The sequence below is a fragment of the Amycolatopsis sp. 2-15 genome, from assembly GCF_030285625.1.
Lineage (GTDB): Bacteria > Actinomycetota > Actinomycetes > Mycobacteriales > Pseudonocardiaceae > Amycolatopsis > Amycolatopsis carbonis.
Window position 1 is genome coordinate 4,442,697 of sequence record NZ_CP127294.1, and the last position, 17,955, is coordinate 4,460,651.

Annotated in this window: 18 protein-coding genes; 10 read left to right on the forward strand and 8 right to left on the reverse strand. The window is 70.0% G+C overall.

Annotation, left to right across the window (positions count from 1 at the left end):
• The first annotated feature begins 95 nt into the window (after nucleotides 1-95).
• On the forward strand, nucleotides 96-1,550 hold the full coding sequence (locus QRX50_RS22010; RefSeq protein WP_285973795.1) for an amidohydrolase: 1,455 nt from the start codon (nucleotides 96-98) through the stop codon (nucleotides 1,548-1,550).
• A 9-nt stretch (nucleotides 1,551-1,559) separates the two neighbouring features.
• Here the strand turns inward: QRX50_RS22010 and QRX50_RS22015 are convergent, their stop codons facing one another.
• Nucleotides 1,560-2,318, reverse strand: coding sequence for an SDR family oxidoreductase (locus tag QRX50_RS22015; protein WP_285973796.1), 759 nt, complete (start codon nucleotides 2,316-2,318; stop codon nucleotides 1,560-1,562).
• 202 nt (nucleotides 2,319-2,520) lie between these two features.
• Here QRX50_RS22015 and QRX50_RS22020 point away from each other — a divergent pair, with 202 nt between their 5' ends.
• Nucleotides 2,521-3,399 (forward strand): MmyB family transcriptional regulator, encoded by an 879-nt coding sequence (locus QRX50_RS22020; protein WP_285973797.1) that lies wholly within the window; start codon nucleotides 2,521-2,523, stop codon nucleotides 3,397-3,399.
• Between the two features lie 31 nt (nucleotides 3,400-3,430).
• Here QRX50_RS22020 and QRX50_RS22025 read toward each other — a convergent pair whose 3' ends face one another.
• A complete protein-coding gene (locus QRX50_RS22025) occupies nucleotides 3,431-4,195 on the reverse strand; it encodes an SDR family oxidoreductase (protein ID WP_285973798.1) in 765 nt (254 codons plus the stop codon).
• Nucleotides 4,196-4,296: 101 nt separating this feature from the next.
• Here QRX50_RS22025 and QRX50_RS22030 point away from each other — a divergent pair, with 101 nt between their 5' ends.
• Both QRX50_RS22030 and QRX50_RS22035 read left to right on the forward strand, forming a co-directional pair.
• Nucleotides 4,297-5,145: a helix-turn-helix transcriptional regulator gene (locus tag QRX50_RS22030; protein WP_285973799.1), complete on the forward strand. Its 849-nt coding sequence runs from the start codon at nucleotides 4,297-4,299 to the stop codon at nucleotides 5,143-5,145.
• A 143-nt stretch (nucleotides 5,146-5,288) separates the two neighbouring features.
• Nucleotides 5,289-6,641 (forward strand): FAD-dependent monooxygenase, encoded by a 1,353-nt coding sequence (locus QRX50_RS22035; RefSeq protein WP_285973800.1) that lies wholly within the window; start codon nucleotides 5,289-5,291, stop codon nucleotides 6,639-6,641.
• A gap of 46 nt (nucleotides 6,642-6,687) precedes the next feature.
• Here the strand turns inward: QRX50_RS22035 and QRX50_RS22040 are convergent, their stop codons facing one another.
• The 3 genes from QRX50_RS22040 to QRX50_RS22050 form a co-directional block, all read right to left on the reverse strand.
• Nucleotides 6,688-7,476 (reverse strand): endonuclease/exonuclease/phosphatase family protein, encoded by a 789-nt coding sequence (locus QRX50_RS22040; RefSeq protein WP_285973801.1) that lies wholly within the window; start codon nucleotides 7,474-7,476, stop codon nucleotides 6,688-6,690.
• 181 nt (nucleotides 7,477-7,657) lie between these two features.
• Nucleotides 7,658-8,971, reverse strand: coding sequence for an LLM class flavin-dependent oxidoreductase (locus QRX50_RS22045; protein WP_285973802.1), 1,314 nt, complete (start codon nucleotides 8,969-8,971; stop codon nucleotides 7,658-7,660).
• Between the two features lie 743 nt (nucleotides 8,972-9,714).
• On the reverse strand, nucleotides 9,715-10,635 hold the full coding sequence (locus tag QRX50_RS22050) for an ABC transporter substrate-binding protein (protein WP_285973803.1): 921 nt from the start codon (nucleotides 10,633-10,635) through the stop codon (nucleotides 9,715-9,717).
• Nucleotides 10,636-10,996: 361 nt separating this feature from the next.
• Here QRX50_RS22050 and QRX50_RS22055 point away from each other — a divergent pair, with 361 nt between their 5' ends.
• From QRX50_RS22055 to QRX50_RS22065, 3 genes are all read left to right on the forward strand, one after another.
• Nucleotides 10,997-11,188 (forward strand): hypothetical protein, encoded by a 192-nt coding sequence (locus QRX50_RS22055; protein ID WP_285973804.1) that lies wholly within the window; start codon nucleotides 10,997-10,999, stop codon nucleotides 11,186-11,188.
• Nucleotides 11,189-11,276: 88 nt separating this feature from the next.
• Nucleotides 11,277-12,308, forward strand: coding sequence for a Gfo/Idh/MocA family oxidoreductase (locus QRX50_RS22060; RefSeq protein WP_285973805.1), 1,032 nt, complete (start codon nucleotides 11,277-11,279; stop codon nucleotides 12,306-12,308).
• A gap of 169 nt (nucleotides 12,309-12,477) precedes the next feature.
• Nucleotides 12,478-14,847, forward strand: coding sequence for a GH92 family glycosyl hydrolase (locus QRX50_RS22065; protein ID WP_285973806.1), 2,370 nt, complete (start codon nucleotides 12,478-12,480; stop codon nucleotides 14,845-14,847).
• Nucleotides 14,848-14,908: 61 nt separating this feature from the next.
• Here the strand turns inward: QRX50_RS22065 and QRX50_RS22070 are convergent, their stop codons facing one another.
• Together QRX50_RS22070 and QRX50_RS22075 are read right to left on the reverse strand one after the other, a co-directional pair.
• Nucleotides 14,909-15,085, reverse strand: coding sequence for a DUF397 domain-containing protein (locus tag QRX50_RS22070; protein ID WP_285973807.1), 177 nt, complete (start codon nucleotides 15,083-15,085; stop codon nucleotides 14,909-14,911).
• 13 nt (nucleotides 15,086-15,098) lie between these two features.
• The gene (locus QRX50_RS22075; RefSeq protein WP_285973808.1) at nucleotides 15,099-15,929 is read right to left on the reverse strand and encodes a Scr1 family TA system antitoxin-like transcriptional regulator; all 831 of its coding nucleotides are present in this window, start codon (nucleotides 15,927-15,929) and stop codon (nucleotides 15,099-15,101) included.
• A gap of 104 nt (nucleotides 15,930-16,033) precedes the next feature.
• Here QRX50_RS22075 and QRX50_RS22080 point away from each other — a divergent pair, with 104 nt between their 5' ends.
• From QRX50_RS22080 to QRX50_RS22090, 3 genes are read left to right on the forward strand one after another with little or no spacing between them, the layout of a single operon-like run.
• A complete protein-coding gene (locus tag QRX50_RS22080; RefSeq protein ID WP_285973809.1) occupies nucleotides 16,034-16,228 on the forward strand; it encodes an HC3 family zinc finger protein in 195 nt (64 codons plus the stop codon).
• The gene (locus tag QRX50_RS22085) at nucleotides 16,225-16,638 is read left to right on the forward strand and encodes a hypothetical protein (RefSeq protein ID WP_285973810.1); all 414 of its coding nucleotides are present in this window, start codon (nucleotides 16,225-16,227) and stop codon (nucleotides 16,636-16,638) included. The genes QRX50_RS22080 and QRX50_RS22085 overlap by 4 nt, the downstream gene beginning before the upstream one ends.
• A gap of 27 nt (nucleotides 16,639-16,665) precedes the next feature.
• Nucleotides 16,666-17,214, forward strand: a complete 549-nt coding sequence (locus tag QRX50_RS22090; RefSeq protein ID WP_285973811.1) for a DUF2127 domain-containing protein — start codon at nucleotides 16,666-16,668, stop codon at nucleotides 17,212-17,214.
• On the opposite strand, the gene QRX50_RS22095 is transcribed toward QRX50_RS22090, so the two are convergent.
• Nucleotides 17,188-17,910, reverse strand: coding sequence for a PP2C family protein-serine/threonine phosphatase (locus QRX50_RS22095; RefSeq protein WP_285973812.1), 723 nt, complete (start codon nucleotides 17,908-17,910; stop codon nucleotides 17,188-17,190). The two genes, QRX50_RS22090 and QRX50_RS22095, sit on opposite strands and share 27 nt — an antisense overlap.
• Nucleotides 17,911-17,955 lie beyond the last annotated feature (45 nt).

Consider the following 17,955-nt stretch of genomic DNA (forward strand, 5'->3'; position numbering starts at 1 on the left):
GCACATTCATCACCCGTTCGGGCAGTGACGGGGTGGCGGTGATCTCGTCGGGCCGGTGATTCCCTTCCCCCGCACCGGCCTGGCAGGCTGGGCGGATGGACGATCTCCTCCTCCGCCGGGTGCGGGTCGGGCTGGGCGGCGGGCTTGCCGACGTGCGCGTGAACGACGGCCGCGTGGCCGCGATCGAGGAGCCGGGCGCCGGTTCGGGCTTCGCCGCGCGCGTGCTCGACGGCCACGGCGGCACGCTCCTGCCGGGCCTCGTCGACGCTCACGTGCACGCCCTGCAGTGGGCCACGTTCCGCCGGCGAATCCCGCTGGCCGACGCGCGTTCGGCGGCGGAGGCGGTGGAACTGCTGCTGCGACGGCTGTTGGCGACGAGCGACCAGCCGGGTGACCTCGTCGTCGGCGCTGGTTTCCGCGACGGACTCTGGCCGGACAAGCCGCACAAGGATCTGCTGCAGCGCGCGTTGCCGGGCCGCGCGGTGGCGTTGTTCAGCGCGGATCTGCACACGCTGTGGCTCAGCCCCGCGGCGCTCAAGCTGATCGGCCGCGACCACCCGACGGGCGTGCTGCTGGAAAACGACTGCATGACCGCGACGGCCGCGCTGCCGTCGGCGGCGGTGGACGTGCAGGACCGCTGGGTCGCCGACGCGCTCAGTGCGGCGGCTTCCCGTGGTGTGACAGGGATCGTGGACTACGAGTACGCCGACACCGTCACCGATTGGACTCGCCGCGTCGCGGCCGTGGCGCCGGCGACGCGGGTGTCCTGCGTGATTTCGCGGCCGCTACTGGACGTTGCGATTTCCCGCGGCCACCGCACCGGCGACGTGCTGGCCGACGGGTTGCTGAGCGTGGGGCCGTTCAAGTTGTTCGTGGACGGTTCGCTCAACACCCGCACCGCGTACTGCCACGACCCGTATCCGGAGTCGGATTCGCCTGGCCTGCTTGAGCTTCCGCCTTCGGAACTCGAGCCGTTGCTTCGGCGAGCGTGGGAAAACGGCCTGGTGCCGGCGGTCCACGCCATCGGCGACAAGGCCAACACCATCGCCCTCGACGCCTTCGCCGCCGTGGGCTGCCCCGGCCGCATCGAACACGCGCAGCTGTTGTCTTCCGACGACGTGCCGCGATTCGCCGGACTGGACCTCGTGGCGAGCGTGCAGCCCGCGCACCAGCCCGACGACCGCGATGTCGCCGACCGCCACTGGTACGGCCGCACCGACCGCGCCTACGCCTACCGCGCCCTGCTGGATTCCGGCGCCCGCCTGGAAATCGGCTCCGACGCGCCGGTCGCGCCGCTGGACCCGTGGGACGGGATCGCCGCCGCCGTGGGCCGCACGGACGACGACCGGCCGGCGTGGCACCCGGAGCAGGCGATCCCGCTGGCGGACGCCTTGGCCGCGGCTTCGGGCGGCCGCCGTGGGATCGCCGTCGGCGACGTGGCCGACTTGATGATCACGGCGGCCGACCCGTCGCACTTGTCGCCGGCCCAGCTGCGGGACATGCCGCTGACGGCGACGATCCTGGCGGGGAAGCCGACGCACCTGGCGTGAGCGCCGGGGTCAGGGCAGGGATAGGGGCGTGGCGTTGAGCAGTTTCACGACCTGGCCGTACTCACCCCGGGCTTCGCAGTGGCGGAGGAACTTCACGCCCTCGGGCTGGATCTCGGTGGCGTCCGGCCGGGTTTGGATGAGGTGCATGACCTCGGAGACGAACTCGCCGAGCGGCTGGCAGCCTTCGATGGGGGGCCCGGTGACGTCGGTCTGGACCGCCGGCGGTTGCAGCTCCAGCACCTCCACCGAGGTGTCCTCGAGCTGCAGTCGCAGCGATTCGGTGAGGAGGTGGACGGCGGCTTTGGACGCGTTGTAGCTCGGCGTCGCCCGGTGCGGCGCGAACGCGAGACCTGAGGAGACGGTCATGATCGTCGCGTTCGGGCGCGTCTGCAGGTGCTCGACGAACGCCGCGATCAGGCGGACCATGCCCAGCACGTTGGTTTTCAGCACCGCTTCCGCCGACGACAGGAACGACTCGGGCCGGTGCCAGTCCTCCGCACGGATGATGCCGGCCATGGTGATCAGGACGTTGAGGTCCGGGTGGTTCGCCAGCACCGTCTCGGCGGCGACGCGGATACTCGCCGGCTTGGTGGTGTCGATGCGCACGGTGTCGAGCTCGGGATGCTGCCGGGCCAGTGCGCGCAGCGGCGCGGCCCGGCGCCCGCCGATGATCACCGTGTTGCCGCGAGCGCTGAGCTCGAGCGCGAAGGCCAGCCCGATGCCACTGGTCGCGCCCGGGATGAAAACGGTGTTCCCCTCTGGATGCATGACGCCGACAGTGGAGGCGTGCGGGCCGGCCCGACAGAGAGCGGTTACCCGAGGATCCGTGATCCGAGGATGGCGCTGCGGGCGCCGCGGACGCGGACGGGTTGCCCGATCGGGTTCCGGCCGAGGTCGGTCAGGCAGAGATCGTGCACCCAGGGGTCTTCGGTCCTTGGATTGCGCTCCGTGTTCGCTCGATACTCGTTGGGTGAACAGAACCGCATTGGCGGAGTTCCTCCGCCTCCGCCGGGCGAAGTTGCGCCCAGAAGATGTCGGCTTGTACGCGGGCCTGCGGCGGCGCGCGCCGGGGTTGCGGCGTGAGGAAGTCGCGCGCCTGGAACAGCAACGCGCCCCGCAGCCGAGCGAGCAGCTGCTCGCGGCGCTGGCCGGCGCGCTGCGCCTGACCGAGAGCGAGCGTGAGTACCTGTTCAACGTCGCCGGCCGCACCGCTCCCGTTGCCGATCCCAGGAACACCGCCGAGCAGGCCGCCCCCACGTTGCTGCGGGCGCTGCCGTTCGTCACCGGCGCGCCCGCGGTGATCGTCTCGAACCTCGGCGACGTCCTGGTGAAGAACGATCTCGCCCGCGCGCTCTGCGGCGACCCCTCGCACTCCACGGGCCTGGCCCGCAGCGAGACCTACCGGTGGTTCACCGAACCGGCTTGGCGCCGGCACTGGGCCGAACAGGATCGCGCGCGCCAGAGCCGGTACCGGGTCGCGGCGCTGCGCGCGGCGTACGGGTCGATGGGCCCGCGGTCCCGCGCCGGCGAGCTGGTGCGGGCGCTGCAGGAGGCGAGCGAGGAGTTCGCGCGCCTCTGGGAACTGCACGAGGTTGCGTCCTGCGCCGCGGACCACCTGACGCTCGTCCACCCGTCGCTCGGCGAGATCGAGCTCGAACGCCATTCGCTGTTCGCCGAAGACCGGAGCCAGGCTCTGGTGGTCTTGCTTCCGAAGCCCGGCAGCGAATCGGAGAGGAAGATCCGGCTGCTGGGCGAGCGGGAAAACGGGCTGGTTCCGGCACCGCGCGAGGAAATCCCCGGCAGCGGCCGGCTCGCCGGTGAGCTGCCGGTCATTCGCGGAGCCGGGTGACCCGCGGCCGGCCGGCTCCGCGCCGGCCGGCTCAGTCGCCGTGCGGGTCGGAGGCGTTGACGGCGGTGACGACCTGGTCGTAGTCGCCGCGGGCTTCGCCGTAGCGGAGGAACTTCACGCGCTCGACCTGGATCTCGCGGGCGTCCGGCTGGGTCTCGATGAGGTTCAGGACCTCGCTGACGAACTCGGCGAGCGGCTGGGCGTGGTCGTTGTCGGCCTGGCCGGGGAGCAGGTCCGTCTGCACGGACGGCGGTTCGAGCTCCAGGACCTTCACCGACGTGTCGGCCAGCTGCAGGCGCAGCGATTCGCTGAGCATGTGGATGGCGGCCTTCGAGGCGTTGTAGCTCGGCGTCACCTTCAGCGGCGTGAAGGCGAGGCCGGAGGAGACGGTCATGATCGTCGCGTCCGGGCGGGTCTGCAGGTGTTCCACGAAGGCGGCGATGAGACGGATCGGGCCGAGCACGTTGGTGGTCACGACCGATTCGGCCGACGCGAGGAACGACTCGGGCCGGTGCCAGTCCTCCACGCGCATGATGCCGGACATGGTGACCAGCACGTTGAGGTCGGGGTGGGTCGCCAGCACCTCCTTGGCGGCCGCGTCGATGCTCGCGGGGTCGGTGGTGTCGATCTGCACGGTGTCGAGCCCTGGGTGCTGAGTGGCGATCTCGCGCAGCAGCTCGGTGCGGCGGCCGCCGATGATCACGGTGTTGCCCCTGGCCCGCAGCTCGAGAGCGAGGGCCAGGCCGATGCCGCTGGTCGAGCCGGGGATGAAGATGGTGTTTCCGCTGATGTCCATGCCCCGACTTTCGCGCTTCGCCGGGCTGAGGTGCAGAGACCGCTCATCGGGGGACCGGCGATCCCTGGCTCGCGCGCGGCGTGCGCCGGATACTGGGTGTCATGGATCGCGCGACACTGGCGGAGTTCCTGCGCCGACGCCGGGAGGCGCTGCAACCCGAGGACGTCGGGCTGCCCGCGGGCGCGCGTCGTCGCGCGCCCGGGCTGCGGCGCGAAGAGGTCGCGTTGCTGGCCGCCATGTCCACCGACTACTACACCCGGCTCGAGCAGCAGCGCGGCCCACAGCCGAGCGAGCAGATGCTCGCGTCGCTGGCCCGCGCGCTGCGCCTGGACGCCGGCGAACGCGACTACCTGTTCCAGATTTCGGGCCGCAACGCGCCTTCGGCCGTGGCTGTCGCCACCCATGTCGCGCCCGCGTTGCTGCGTGTCCTCGACCGGCTCGACGACACGCCCGCGCTGATCCTGTCGAACGTCGGCGAGGTCCTCGTGCAGAACCGCTTCGCCGACGCCCTCTACGGCGACCAGTCCCACCACACCGGCCTGGCCCGCAGCACCATCTACCGCTGGTTCACCGACCCGGACGAGCGCCTCATCTACCCGGAGGACGACCGCGCCCGCCAGAGCCGCGCCCAGGTCGCGGGTCTGCGGGCCGCGCACGGCTCGATGGGCCCGCGGTCCCGGGCCGGTGAGCTCGTGCGCGCGTTGCAGCAGGAGAGCGCGGAGTTCGCCGAGCTGTGGGAACGGCACGAGGTGGCGCGGCGGTTCGAGGACCACAAGACGTTGATCCACCCGCAGCTGGGCCCGATCGAGGTGGATTGCCAGGCGTTGTTCACGGAGGACTGGTCGCAGTCGCTGCTGGTGCTCACGGCGGCGCCTCGGACGGAAGCGGCGGAGAAGATCCAGCTGCTCGGAGTGCTGGGGAACGAGCAGTTCCCGGCTCCGGCGCGCTGATCGTCGCGCGCGGGGCCGATCGGTCACGGCGTCGTGCCCGATCGGCTCGGGCGATGACTGGTCCGGGTGACCGAGAATCCGGAAATCCGCGCCGGGCTGACAGGATTGGCGGCCTGTGTCCGTGGCATGGGGAGGAAACGAGGATGTCGCCCGCTGAGGTTTTCGCGCGGCTGAGTGATACCCGCACGCCGGTGGCGGAACCGGTGGTGGTGAAGACCGCCGTGGTGCTGGGCGGGAGCGTCGCGGGGTTGCTCGCGGCGCGGGCGCTGGCGGACCACGCCGAGGAGGTCGTGGTGCTGGAGCGCGACGACCCCGGGCCCGGCGCACGGCAGGGGGCACCGCAGGGGTCGCAGACGCACGTGCTGCTGCCGGCCGGGCAGCGCCAGCTCGAACGGTGGTTCCCGGGCTTCACCGAGAAGACCGTGGCGGCGGGGGCGCGGCGCGCGCCGGCGCGGTTGCGCCACACGTATTCCGATGGCGTGCGCAAGGTCGTCGGCTCGGACACCGAGATCCTGACCAGCACCAGGCCGTTCCTGGAGGCGCAGATCCGGGAGCACACGCTGGCGTTGCCGAACGTGCGGGCGCTCGTCGCGCGCGTGACGGGGCTGGAGTTCTCGGACACCGCGGTCACGGCCGTCCGGTACGAGGGCGGCCGGCTGGACGCCGATTTCGTCGTCGACGCGATGGGCCGCGCGAGCCGCCTCGGCGACTGGTTGGTCGACGCCGGGTGGGAACAGCCGCCGATGACGCGGATGAAGATCGACCTGAACTACGCCACCGCCGTGCTGCGCCGCAACGATGAGTGGCCCGAGGCCCGCGTGGGCTTGTCGATGCACTCGCCGGGCGACCCGTCGGGCATCGCGGCCGCTGTCACCGTCCAGATCGAGGACGACCGGTGGATCGCCACGCTGTCGGGCTACCTCGACCGGCGCCCCGGCAGCACGCCGGAGGACTTCGTCCACCTGTGCCGGACCGCGCTGCCGGACGAGTTCGGCGCCGTCGCCGCCCACGAGATGGTCGGCGGCATCACCACCTACCGCCACGCCGACAGCCGCCGCCGTGACTTCCACCGCCTCCGCCGCTTTCCCGCGCGCTTGGTGGCCACCGGTGACGCCGTCGCGTCCTTCAACCCCATCTACGGGCAGGGCATGGCCTGCGCCGCGTTGCACGCTTCGTGCCTCTCGGAGTACCTGCGCACCGGCCCGGATCTGACCGCGCCGGCGCACGCGTTCTTCTCGCTCCAACGCGTGATCGTCGACGCCGCCTGGGGCCTTTCCACGGGCGGCGACCTCGAACTGCCCCATGTGGACGGTCCCTATCCCCGCGGGTATCGCCTGCAGAAGTGGGCGATCGGGCAGATCGTCGCCGCGTCCGTGCACGACCCGGAAATCGCGCGCCGCTTCGACGAGGTCGCGTACCTCCTGGCGCACCCGTCGACGCTGGCTCGGCCGGGGACGTTGGTGAAGGCGATCCTGGCCAACCGACGGAAGAAGTGAGCCGGTCCGGGCGCCCCGATACCTGGGCGCCCGGACCGGCGTCGGGTCAGTGCCGGAGCTCGGCGCGGACCACGAGAGCGTCGTGGTCGGTGTAGGTCGTCGGTTCGATCTCGGCGCGGGGCGCCGCGAGGGTGCCGTAGGAGTGCTGGATGCCGGGGTCCTTGGCCGCGGCCGCGTCGGTCAGTGTCCACTGGCGCTTCGGCGCGCACGAAGCGTGCCGGTTGACGTCACCGGCGAAAATGGTCGGCCGGTGCCGGGCGGCGAGCACGGCGGTCAGCTCGGCGCACTGGACGGAGTTCGTCGTGCCGGGGGTCTCGCCGTCGGTCGACAGGTGGCTGGTGCAGACGTCCACTCCGCGCGCGGTCGTCACGCAGAGCCAGCGGCGCTGCTCCACGCCGCTGAACACGGAGTAGGGGGCGTCCTGGGACGCGCGGATCGCGTCCTTGGTCAGCACGGCGTTGCCGAAGAACCCACGGCCTTCCGGTGTTTTGCAGGCCAGCGGGGCGCCGTTGTAGATCACCGTGGCGAACCGGTAGTGGTAGCGGGTGCGCGCGGCGACCTGGGCCACGTCGCCGCTGCACGCCTCGTTGAGGGTGACCGCGTTGACGTTGTTCGCCTTGATCTTGGCGACTACCTCGTCGACGATCTTCGGGTACTCGGTGCCGGGGTAGCAGCCGGCGTAGCCGCTGGAGCAGACGTTCATCTGCAACAGCGAGTACGGCGACCGCCCGTGCCCGGCCTCGGTGGCACCGGCGGTGGCGAGGGGAGACAGGAGCCCGAAGGCCAGCAGACAGAACAGCACAGTGCGCAGACGCGCAGCGAAACGTTGGGTCACGAGCAGATTCTGCGGCCCCGGCCGGGCCACCCGAAGACCTCTCGACAAGAGTTCACCGGGTGGACGTCCGCCGGGCAACCTTCATCCCGGAGTTCGGCGCTTTCCGTTGCGCCACTGCGGTTTCTCGCGATCGCGGGCACCACCGAGGCCGCGCCGGCCGGCGCCTTCCGTCACCTCCGCGTCAGCCCCGCCCCGCGGGCCGGGGCAGGTCGAGGTGCTCGCGCAGAGTCGACCCGGTGTACTCCGTGCGGAAGCGGCCCTTCGCCTGAAGCAGCGGCACCACGTGGTCGACGAAGGTGCTCAGCTCGTAGGGGAGGGTGGAGCCCATGATCGTGAAGCCGTCGACCGCGCCCGCGTCCTGCCAGGTGAGGATGTGGTCGGCCAGCTGCTCCGGCGTGCCGACGAAGTGGTACTGACCCGCGCCGCTTTTCATGGCCGAGGTCAGCTCGCGCAGCGTCGCGGTCGGCTCGGCGCGGGCCGCCTCGACGAGCTGCGCCGCCCGGCTCGACGCCGCCGGCGCGTCGAGCAGCTCCGCGGGCAACGGCGCGTCCGGGTCGAACGCGTCCGGATCGAGCCCGGCGGTGTAGAGCACGTTCTGCCACCGGAACTCCTCGCTGGACAGGTCTTCCAGCCGTTGGGCCTTCTCCTGTGCGGCCGCCTCGGTGTCGCCGAGCGTGATCATCAACGCCGGCAACACCAGCACCTGCTCGGGCGCCCGCCCGGCTTCCGCGGCCCGCGCGTGCAGATCGGTGCGGAACTTCACGGCCGCCTCCAACGACGGCGGCCCCGAGAACACCAGCTCCGCGAACCGCGCCGCCAACCCGATCCCCGCCGACGACTGCCCCGCCTGCACGAGCACCGGCCACCCCTGCGGCGACCGCGGGAACGGCAGGATGCCCTCGACGTCGTAGAACTCGCCGTGGAACCGCGGCGCGTGCAGCTTCGCGCGGTCCGCCCACACGCCGTCGGGCCGATCGCCCACGAGGGCGCCGTCTTCCCAGCTGTCCCACGCCCGCGTGACGACGTCGACGAACTCGTGCGCCCGCGCGTACCGGTCGGCGTGATCGGGGTGCGCGGCCTCGCCGAAGTTGGCCGCCGCCAGGGAGGTGACGGTGGTGACGATGTTCCACCCCGCCCGGCCCCCGCTGAGGTGATCCAGCGTCGCGAACCGCCGTGCCAGCTCCCACGGCTTGTTGTACGTGGTGGACCCCGTGCCGATCAGCCCGATGTGACTGGTGACCGCCGCCAGCGCGGAGAGGACGGAGATCGGATCGAACTGCGTCTGCGGCAGGTGCGCCACGCGGTACTCGGGGATGGCGATGTTGTCGGCGAGGAAGATCGTGTCCAGCAGACCGCGCTCGGCCGTGCGGGCGATGTCCGCGTAGTACGGCAGGCCGAGGACCCCACGTACGTCGTCGTCGACGACCCGCCACGCTGATTCGTGGTAGCCGTTGGGCCAGATGAAAGCGTTGAAGTGCAACGGTCGCGCGCTCATGAGCTGGGCTCCTCAAGCAGTGTTGTCACGGATGTTGTGGTTCCGGCTCACCGCGGCGGCTCACCGCTTCGGCGAGCGGCTTCCCGGTCGGCCGGTCGCCGTGCGGTGCGGCAGCTGCGGGCGGGTGCCGTCGCCTCCATGGGCCAGCTGCTTCGGTGGCCCGACCGCACCTCGCCGCGGCCGGGGGGTCGTGCGGTTGGGGTCGTGGCGGTGGGCTTCGTGGTAGCTGCTGGCGGGGGTGGACTTGTGGGCGGGTGCCCTCGCCGCCATGGGCCGGCTGCTTCTGTGGCTCGGCCGCGGCTGCCGCAGTTGTGGGGTTGCCGGGTTGGTGGGGTTGTAGAGATGGGTGCTGCCGGGTTGGCTTGCCGGCGGGTGCCGTCGCCGCCTGGCCGGCCGCCTAGGCGGCCCGACCGCACTTCGCCGCAGTTGTGGGGTTGCCGGGTCGGCGGGGTCGTAGAGGTGGGTGCTGCCGTGGTTGGCCGCGGGTGTGGCCTGATCGCACCTCGCCACGACGGTCGGGGTCGTGCGGTTGGGCCTGCGGGCGCCGGCGCCACCGCGGTCGGCTGGGCGGCCTCCCCGCCGACCGCTCGACGCGGCGCCCGATCCGCGCGGCGGCCGGCGGACCGTTCGGGCGGGCAGGGTCTCGCCCGGGTCGCAGCAGCCGGCCGAGGCCCCTCCACCCCGTGGCGTCCGCGCCACCGAGCGGAGGGAACGACCGCAACCCGACCCGCCGGACCCAGACCTCAGGCCAGGCCCTGCTTCGAGAGCCAGTCCTTCGCCACGTCGGCGGCCGGCTCACCGTCGGCGTCGACGCGGCTGTTGAGGTCGCGCAGCTCGGGCGTGGTCAGTTTCGCGCTGACGGCGTTGACCGCCGCCGCGAAGTCCGCGCCGCGCTCGTCGAGCACCTTCTGGCTCACCGCCGGCACGACGTTCTCCGTCGGCTCGATCCCGAGGTCGTCCTTCAGCACCACGTACTTCGAGTCACCGGCGACCGGGCTCACCGAGTCGACCGGGATCACGGTCGCGCCGCCCGAGTCGAGCTCCTGCACCCGCGGGCCGATCTCCTGCACGGTCTTGAACGTTGCGTTCGTGAGCTTGTACACGTCCTGGAAGCCCTTGAAGCACGGCGGCCGCGTCTCGCACTCCGGACCGCCCGCCATCACGACCTTGTCGAGCTTCTTCAGGTCGCCGATCGTGGACAGGCCCTTCGCCTTCGCCAGGTCGGCCTTCACGATGTAGACGTCCTTGTCCTCGGCCGGCGCGTAGTTCAGCAGGCCGATGCCGTCGGCCTTGAACAGCTCGGCCAGCTGGCTGTGCTCGCCGGCCGCGTCCTTCACCGCGTCCTTGCCGAAGCCCGTCGCGATGGCCGCGCCCTGGTACTCCGGCACGAACTGCAGCTCGCCCTTCTTCAGCGACGGGTAGATCAGCTCGCGCGAACCGAGATTCAGCTTCCGCGTGACCGGGTAGCCCTTCGCCTCCAGCGCGCTCGCGTAGATCTCCGCGAGGATCTGGCTGTCGGTGAAGTTGAACGACGCCACCACGATCGGCGCGCCGCCCTTGCTCGGCGCAGCCGGCTGGTCGCTGCCGCCGCCACCGCACGCCGTGAGGCCGAGCGCCGCCACGGCCAGCAGCGCGGCCGCTCGGATGGTCCGGGTCCAGCGCACGTGCCCACACTCCTCGGGTCGAGAACGGTCTGGGTGACCGATCACTGGGACCCTATAGACGGGTACCGACAGAAACCACATCGTGGGTATCACACGGGCCCGTCGTCCGCTGTGGACAGCGGATATTCCCGACTGATGGCCAGAAATGTCTGTCCGAAGGGTCACCTCTGGATCCGAAAGGTGCGCTGGTGAGCGCACCCGACCGCTACCGCGAAGCTCGGCAGACTGCCGCGGGAGCGCGCCGGTGAGACACGTCGGAGACGTCGTCCTACGCCGGGTAGGACATGGTTTCGCCGATGAGGGGACCAGGAGCGACTGACGTGCGTGGGCAGGTTCTGGCAGCTGTCCTCCTGGCAGCGCTGTGGCCATCAGCCTCGTGCTCGCTGTCCTGATGACTCGAACGTTGCTGGTCCTGGTTCTCGCAGCCGGGCTCGCGACCTTGATCGTCAAACTGACCGACGGGGAATACGTCCGAGTTCCGCTGACGGTGCTCGTCGTCCTGGGGGCGGGCCTGCTCGCGCGATGCGCCGTCACTAAGTCCCGGAAGCGCTGATCGGCATGGTCGGGCACCAGCGAATCGTCGCCTGCGCAGGTGCGCGCTTCCATGGTCATCTCGCCCGTGACCGGGATACGTTGATCGCGTGACGACTTACGCGATCGTGGGATCCGGCTGGCGCGCGGAGTACTTCTGGCGGCTCGCGGACGAGCTCGACTGCCTCGGCGTGGTGTCGCGCCGGCCCCAGGACCTGCCCGTGCCCGTGTTCACCTCGCTCGACGAGTGTCTCCGGCACAAGCCCGACTTCGTGGTGACGGCGGTGCCGTGGCAGGTCACTCCCGGCTTGATCCGCGAGCTGGTGGGCCGCGGGGTGCCGGTGCTCGCGGAGACGCCGCCCGCGCCGCACCTGGACGGCCTCCGGGCGCTGTGGCACGACGTCGGCGAGAGTGGTCTGGTCCAGGTCGCCGAGCAGTACAGCCGGATGCCCGCCCACGCAGCCCGCATCGCGCTGGCCCGCTCGGGCGTGATCGGCGACATCACGCGCGTCGACGTGTCCTCCACGCACCAGTACCACGCCGTGTCCTCCATGCGGACCTTCCTCGGCGCCGGCCGTGGCCCGGTGGAGGTACGGGCCACGCGGACCACCGCGTTGCTGGCGGACCCGCTTTCCCGCGCGGGCTGGGCCGAGGAAGTCGAGACCAAGCCCGCGGTCACCACGTTCGCCACGGTGGTCTTCGAAGAGGGCCTCGGCGTCTACGACTTCACCGACAACCAGTGGCACAACCAGCTCCTGCACCGCCGCCTCCTCGTCCGCGGCACCCGCGGCGAGCTGGCCGACCAGGACGTCCTGCGGCTGACCGCCGACCGCACCATCGTCCACACCCCGATCGTCCGCCGCCAGACCGGCTACGACCTCGACCTCGACGGCTTCGACACCGATCACCTCACATTCGGCGCCGAGGTCCTGTACCGGAACCCATACCAGGGCCGCCGCTGGAACGACGAGGAGATCGCCATCGCCACCCTGCTGGCCGACACCGGCACCTGGGTCCGCGACGAAGGCCCGCCGCCGTACCCGCTGGCCGACGGGATCGAGGACCACCGGATCGCGCTGGCCATCGAGGAGGCGGCGGACCGGGACACGGTGGTGCGGACGGGGCCGGAAGCCTGGCACTGAGCTGTCGGAACACGCCTGACAACGGTGCCAGTGGTCTGCACCACCGGAACCGATTCAGTTGCCTGGTGAATCGGCCACTGGTACGGCCGGTGGATTGACGGAAGTGCACCGAGCGGACAAAGATCGTAGACACCCCGATCTGACAACGTTGTCACCCGAAAGGAACGCGATGAGAGCGCGGAAACGCGTGTTCGCCGCCTTGGTGCTCGCCGGAGCCGTGGCCACGGCGGCCACGACCACGGCCACCACGGCTCAGGCCCAGAGCAGCAAGTTCGCCGACGACCCCACGACGCTCGTCGACACCAGCATCGGCAACAACGGCGACGGGACGACGTTCCCGGGCGCCGCGGTGCCGTTCGGGATGGTGCAGCTGAGTCCCGACACGCAGCTGAACCAGTACGCGTCCTACGACTACAAGCAGGACACCATCCTCGGCTTCAGCCATACGCACCTGTCGGGTGTCGGCTGCCAGACGATGGGCAACTTCCGCTTCATGCCGACCACCGGGGCCGTCACCTCGTCGGACCCGGCGGCCTACGGCGCGAAGTTCAGCCATGCCAACGAAACCCGCGCGCCCGGCTACTACGGCGTGAAGTTCGACAACGGCATCCAGGCCGAGCTCACCGCGACGCAGCGCACCGGCCAGCACCGCTACACCTACCCCGCCGGCTCGGGACCCGAGAACGTGCTCATCGAGGTCGGCGAGAGCAACGGCTCCACCTACGCCGGCGACGTCCACGTGGTCGGCGACGACACCGTCGAAGGCTGGCTGCAGGGCGGCAACTTCTGCGGCGAGACGGGCAAAGAGCGCTACCGGATCTTCTTCAGCGCCAAGTTCGACCGCAAGTTCGCGAGCTTCGGCACCTGGACCGACGGCACCCTCACCCCGAACCAGCGCGACGCGTCCCGCGGCACCAAGCGCGCCGGCGCCTACCTGACGTTCGACCCCGGCAAGGGTGACCAGGTCGGCGCGTCGGTCGGCTTGTCCTACACCTCGGTCGACGGCGCCCGGCTCAACCGCAAGGCCGAGCAGCCCAAGTCTTTTGACAAGGCGCGTTCACAGGCGCACAACACTTGGGAGAACGAGCTCAACGGCATGCGGGTGGCTGGTGGAACAACACCAGATCAGCGTACGTATTACACCGCGCTCTACCACTCGCTGCTGCACCCGTCGATCGGGTCCGATGTGGACAACCGCTACCGCGGCTTCGACGACCAGGTGCACAAGGCGGATTCGACGTACTACCAGATGTTCTCGCTCTGGGACACCTACCGTTCGCAGAACCAGCTCGTCGCGCTGCTGCACCCGGACAAGGCCGCCGACATGGCCAAGTCCGTGCTGCACATCTACCAAGACGGCGGCTGGCTACCACGCTGGGGCCTCGGCAACAGCGAGACCAACGTGATGAGCGGCGACCCCATTACCCCGTGGGTCGTGGACCTCTACAACCGCGGCCTGCTCGACAACCGCACCGCGCACGGCCTGTTCGACGCGCTCTGGAAGAACGCCAACGAGGTCCCCGCCGACCAGTCGATCTTCCGCGGCCGCGACGGCAACCCGTCGTATGTCCAGAACGGCTGGGTCGCCTACCAGAACCTGCCCGGCTACACCTACGGTGACAGCCGCCAGGCCGGCTCCGCCACGCTGGAGTACGCGCTGGGCGACTGTTCGCTTTCCACCATGGCATCGGGCCTGGGTTACCAGGACAAGGCGAAAACTCTCGCCTCCCGCTGTGACAACTTCACCAAGCTGTGGGACCCGACGATCACCTCACAGGGCTTCAACGGCTTCCCTGTCCCGAAGAACGCGGACGGCTCGGCGGTCGGCAACCCCGACCCCACCCAGACCAACGCGTTCCACGAAGGCACCGCGTGGCAGTACCAGTGGATGGGCCAGCAGGACCCGCAGACCCTCTTCGGGCTGATGGGCGGCGCTGGACAGGCCGAGCAGCGGCTCGACAAGTTCTTCGACATGCCCACCGTGCTCACCGACCCGGCGAAGGCCGCCTCGGACTCCTGGGTGACGGGCGCCTACGACTACCACAACGCCTTCGCCTTCAACCCCAACAACGAGCCCGACTTCGCCGCCCCGTGGCTGTACACGTGGACCAGCGCGCCGTGGAAGACGTCGGCCGTGCTGCGCGCCCTGCGCACGCTCTTCACCGACAACGTCTACGGCATGCCCGGCAACGACGACCTCGGCGCCACCTCGTCGCTGCTCGTCTTCGCCATGGCCGGCATCTTCGAGGCCCAGCCGGGCTCCGCGACCTACGTGGTCACCGCGCCCATGTTCGACAAGGTCGAGATCCGGCCCGAGCACGGCCGCACGATCACCATCGAGGCCCCGGGCGCCAGCGCTTCGAAGCTGCAGTACGTGTCCTCGGTCAAGACCGACGGCCCGGGCAACGGCGGCAAGCTGCGGCAGAGCTGGTTGTCGCACAAGGACCTGCTGCGCGCGGGAACGATCAAGATTCAGCTCTCGGACACCCCGACGAGCTGGGGCGTCAACGCCGGTCCGCCGGCGGTGGCGCGCGCCTGACAAGTCCGGGGTTGCGGTCCAACAGGGCCGCAACCCCGGGCTTCAGTGTTGCCGCACTGCTTCAGTGCTTCGCCTGCAACGCGGCCAGCACGCCCTGCCACGCTTCGCGCGAGACGGTGAGTTGTCCCGCTTCGCGATTCTTGGTGTCCCGGACACCGATCTCTTCCGAGACTGCCACCTCAACGCAGGCGGATTCCTGCTGGCTGTAGGACGACTTCCGCCACAGGGCAGTCTGCATGTCTGGCCTCCGTCTACCTTGCTGCCTCCGCGATCAACTCGCGGCTGGCGTCCTCGCTCAATGCCTCTCCTGCGAGAAGCTTAGCAAGGCGCTGATAAAGGCCCCAATCCTTATCATTGCTGAGGAACGACGTAGTGCTGTGCTGCTCCAGCAGGACAATCGGATCGCGATGCTTGTATTGATAAAGCACGAATGAGCCAGTCATTCCGGGGTGCCATCGAAGTGGTCGGGGCAAGATCCTCAGGTTGATGTTGGCACGGCTCGACATCGCCAGCAGGTGATCCATTTGATCGGACATGACCCAGTCCGGGGCAATCGGCTCATCGAAAGCGTGGATGCTGACGATTGCTGAATACTTTACTGGTTCGATACCGGTGAGAATATTTTGCCGGTCGAGGCGAACTCGAATACGCGCATCGGCTTGCTGAGGAGTCAGACCTTCTTCGAAGATTGCGCGAGCATAGTCGGGTGTCTGCAGTAGTCCGGGAATGACATTGAGCGTCCACTCGGTGATTGCGCTCGCACCCTGCTCGCATTGCAGGAGTGTGGTCAATCCCGGCGTTAGTTCGGCTTGTCCGTCCGCTAGCCAGTTCGGATCGCGTACATGCCTGGCCAGGTCCATGATCCGGCGCTTCGGCTCGCCGATCACCCGCAGATAGCCCAGCAGGGTCGCCACGTCCTCGGTGGACGGCATGCGGGTTCCGGCTTCCCAGTGCGCGACGAGACTCGGGTTCAGGTCGAGTGCCCGAGACAGTTCGCGGAGGCCGAACTTCTTCGCTTCGCGCACTTCGCGCAGCGCCGCACCCAGCGCCACGGCGCGCGGGGTGCCAGAAGGCTTGGTCATGGGCGTCATCATACGTAATCGGATGATCACCCGGGTCGCCGTTGCCGTTTACCGCTGTGCACAGAAGGCTAACGTCAGCACGTTGCTGAATAGGGGAGACCGCTGTGTTGAGATGGCAGCAGGCCGAGGGAAAACGGCATGCCCTTGAAGGGCCTTTCGCGCCGCGTCCGGAGGAATCGTTCGTCGCGTTGTGCGGGGTGGAGGTGACCGTGGCACGGGAGGATGTTCCGCAGCTCGGCGGGAATTGGTTCGATCCGACGTGTGCGGTGTGTTCGTCGGCTTGGCTGAGCCGCACGTGAACGACATCTTGCTGCTCGAGCGGATCCGGGATCTGCACGCCTCGCTGGCCACGGATCTGGCGTTCCTGGCGCGCACGTTCGAGGAAAACCTGCCGCGCCCGGACGCGCTGCGCGACCTCGGCGAGCGGCTGCTCGACCTGGGTGGCGCGCTCGTGACCAGGTCGGACGAGCTGAACGCGGCCATCCTCGCGGTGCTGCCGCCCGACGGGTGGCTGCCCGAGGCCGGCACGCGCCGGCATGTGGTCGGGCTGGTGCACCAGGTGGGGCCGAGGCCGTTGCGGTGCGGGAACGTGTTCCTGGCGTTGTGCGGTTCGGCGTGTTACCCGTTCTACGGCCGCGACGCCACGAACCGCGCGGCGCGCCACCAAAGGTGCGAATCGTGCCAGGCCCGGGGCTCGTCCCGAGCGTGACCGGCGGTTTTCGTGTTGGCTGGACCGATGGCGGAGCCGAACCAGGAGAAGCAGCAGAAGACGAGCACCGAGCGGCTGTTCCGGATCGCGATCGCGCTCAAAGGGCTCGACGGCGCGCTGCAGCTGGTCGGGGCGCTGATCCTGGCGTTCATCCCGTCGACGGTGGTCACCGGCTTCACCCATGCCGTGATCACGCGCGACCTGCTGGGCGACCCGTCGGGCACGCTCGCCCACCACCTGGAGCTCGCGACCGAGCACTTCGTGGACGGCGGGACGAAAACGTTCGCGGTCGCGTACCTGCTGGCCCACGGCGTGATCAAGCTGGCGCTGGTGTTCGCGCTCTCGCGCAAGTGGGTGCGGGCGTACCCGGTGGCGATGGTGGTGCTGGGTGCGTTCGTGGTCTACGAGGTGTGCCGGGCGATCGACACGCATTCGATCGCGTTGCCGTTCTTCGCGGCACTCGACGCGGTGATCATCGTGCTCGTCTACCGCGAATACCGGCAGCTGCGCCGGGAACGCGCCGATCAGCGTGGATCAGGCAGCTCGGATTCAGGCAACGCTGGACCAGGCAGCTGAGGGAAATCGTTCGGTGACGATGGCGGCCACGTCCACCTGCGGCTGTTCGACGAAGAGCGCGGTGGCGTTGTCGGTGCCGCCGAGGGTGATGGCCGTCTCGACCAGCGCTGCGGCGCCGCGCGCGGGGTCGGCGAGGATCTCGTCGATGGTGGCGGGCGGAAGGACCTTGTGCACGCCGTCGCTGGTGAGCAGCAGGCCGCCGCCGACGACCTCCGTCGTGCTGATCTCGTCGGGCTTCGTGGTGCGCACGCTCGTGGTGACCATGTGCTCCATGCGCGGCGAGTACGGCTGGTGGCGCGCGCGGAAGTACTCGGCCAGCGTGTGGTCGGTGGTGAGCTTGCGGATCATGGTGCCGTCCCAGGCATACGCGCGGGAATCGCCGACCCGCGCGATGCGGTAGCCGCCGGGGAAGGGCATGGCGACCACGAGCACGGCGTCGCCGGTGCCGCCGAGCTCGCGCAGGGCGCGCTGGGCGTTGAGGATCGCCGCGACGGGCCCGCTCTGCACGGGCGTGCGCGCGGCGGCCGCGGCGGCGGTCTGTGCGGCGCGGCCGGCGCCGGGGTCGTCGCCGACGCCGTCGGCGAGCGCGAAGGTGATCCCGGGCGCGCCGGCGACGGCGTAGGCGCTCACGGCGTCGGCGTTGCGCTCGCGGGGGCCCTGGGCGCTGGCGGTGTGCCAGCGTGGGTATCCGGCCATCGTGACCTCCCGGGTGTTCGCGACTTCCCCCTTGCCCTCTCCAGA

Excerpts from the sequence above, each read along its gene's own strand:
- QRX50_RS22095 (WP_285973812.1), bottom strand. The coding sequence starts at position 17,910 with ATGGCCGGATACCCACGCTGGCACACCGCCAGCGCCCAGGGCCCCCGC.
- QRX50_RS22035 (WP_285973800.1), top strand. The coding sequence starts at position 5,289 with ATGTCGCCCGCTGAGGTTTTCGCGCGGCTGAGTGATACCCGCACGCCG.
- QRX50_RS22015 (WP_285973796.1), bottom strand. The coding sequence starts at position 2,318 with ATGCATCCAGAGGGGAACACCGTTTTCATCCCGGGCGCGACCAGTGGC.
- QRX50_RS22045 (WP_285973802.1), bottom strand. The coding sequence starts at position 8,971 with ATGAGCGCGCGACCGTTGCACTTCAACGCTTTCATCTGGCCCAACGGC.
- QRX50_RS22065 (WP_285973806.1), top strand. The coding sequence starts at position 12,478 with ATGAGAGCGCGGAAACGCGTGTTCGCCGCCTTGGTGCTCGCCGGAGCC.
- QRX50_RS22075 (WP_285973808.1), bottom strand. The coding sequence starts at position 15,929 with ATGACCAAGCCTTCTGGCACCCCGCGCGCCGTGGCGCTGGGTGCGGCG.
- QRX50_RS22070 (WP_285973807.1), bottom strand. The coding sequence starts at position 15,085 with ATGCAGACTGCCCTGTGGCGGAAGTCGTCCTACAGCCAGCAGGAATCC.
- QRX50_RS22030 (WP_285973799.1), top strand. The coding sequence starts at position 4,297 with ATGGATCGCGCGACACTGGCGGAGTTCCTGCGCCGACGCCGGGAGGCG.
- QRX50_RS22090 (WP_285973811.1), top strand. The coding sequence starts at position 16,666 with ATGGCGGAGCCGAACCAGGAGAAGCAGCAGAAGACGAGCACCGAGCGG.
- QRX50_RS22025 (WP_285973798.1), bottom strand. The coding sequence starts at position 4,195 with ATGGACATCAGCGGAAACACCATCTTCATCCCCGGCTCGACCAGCGGC.
- QRX50_RS22010 (WP_285973795.1), top strand. The coding sequence starts at position 96 with ATGGACGATCTCCTCCTCCGCCGGGTGCGGGTCGGGCTGGGCGGCGGG.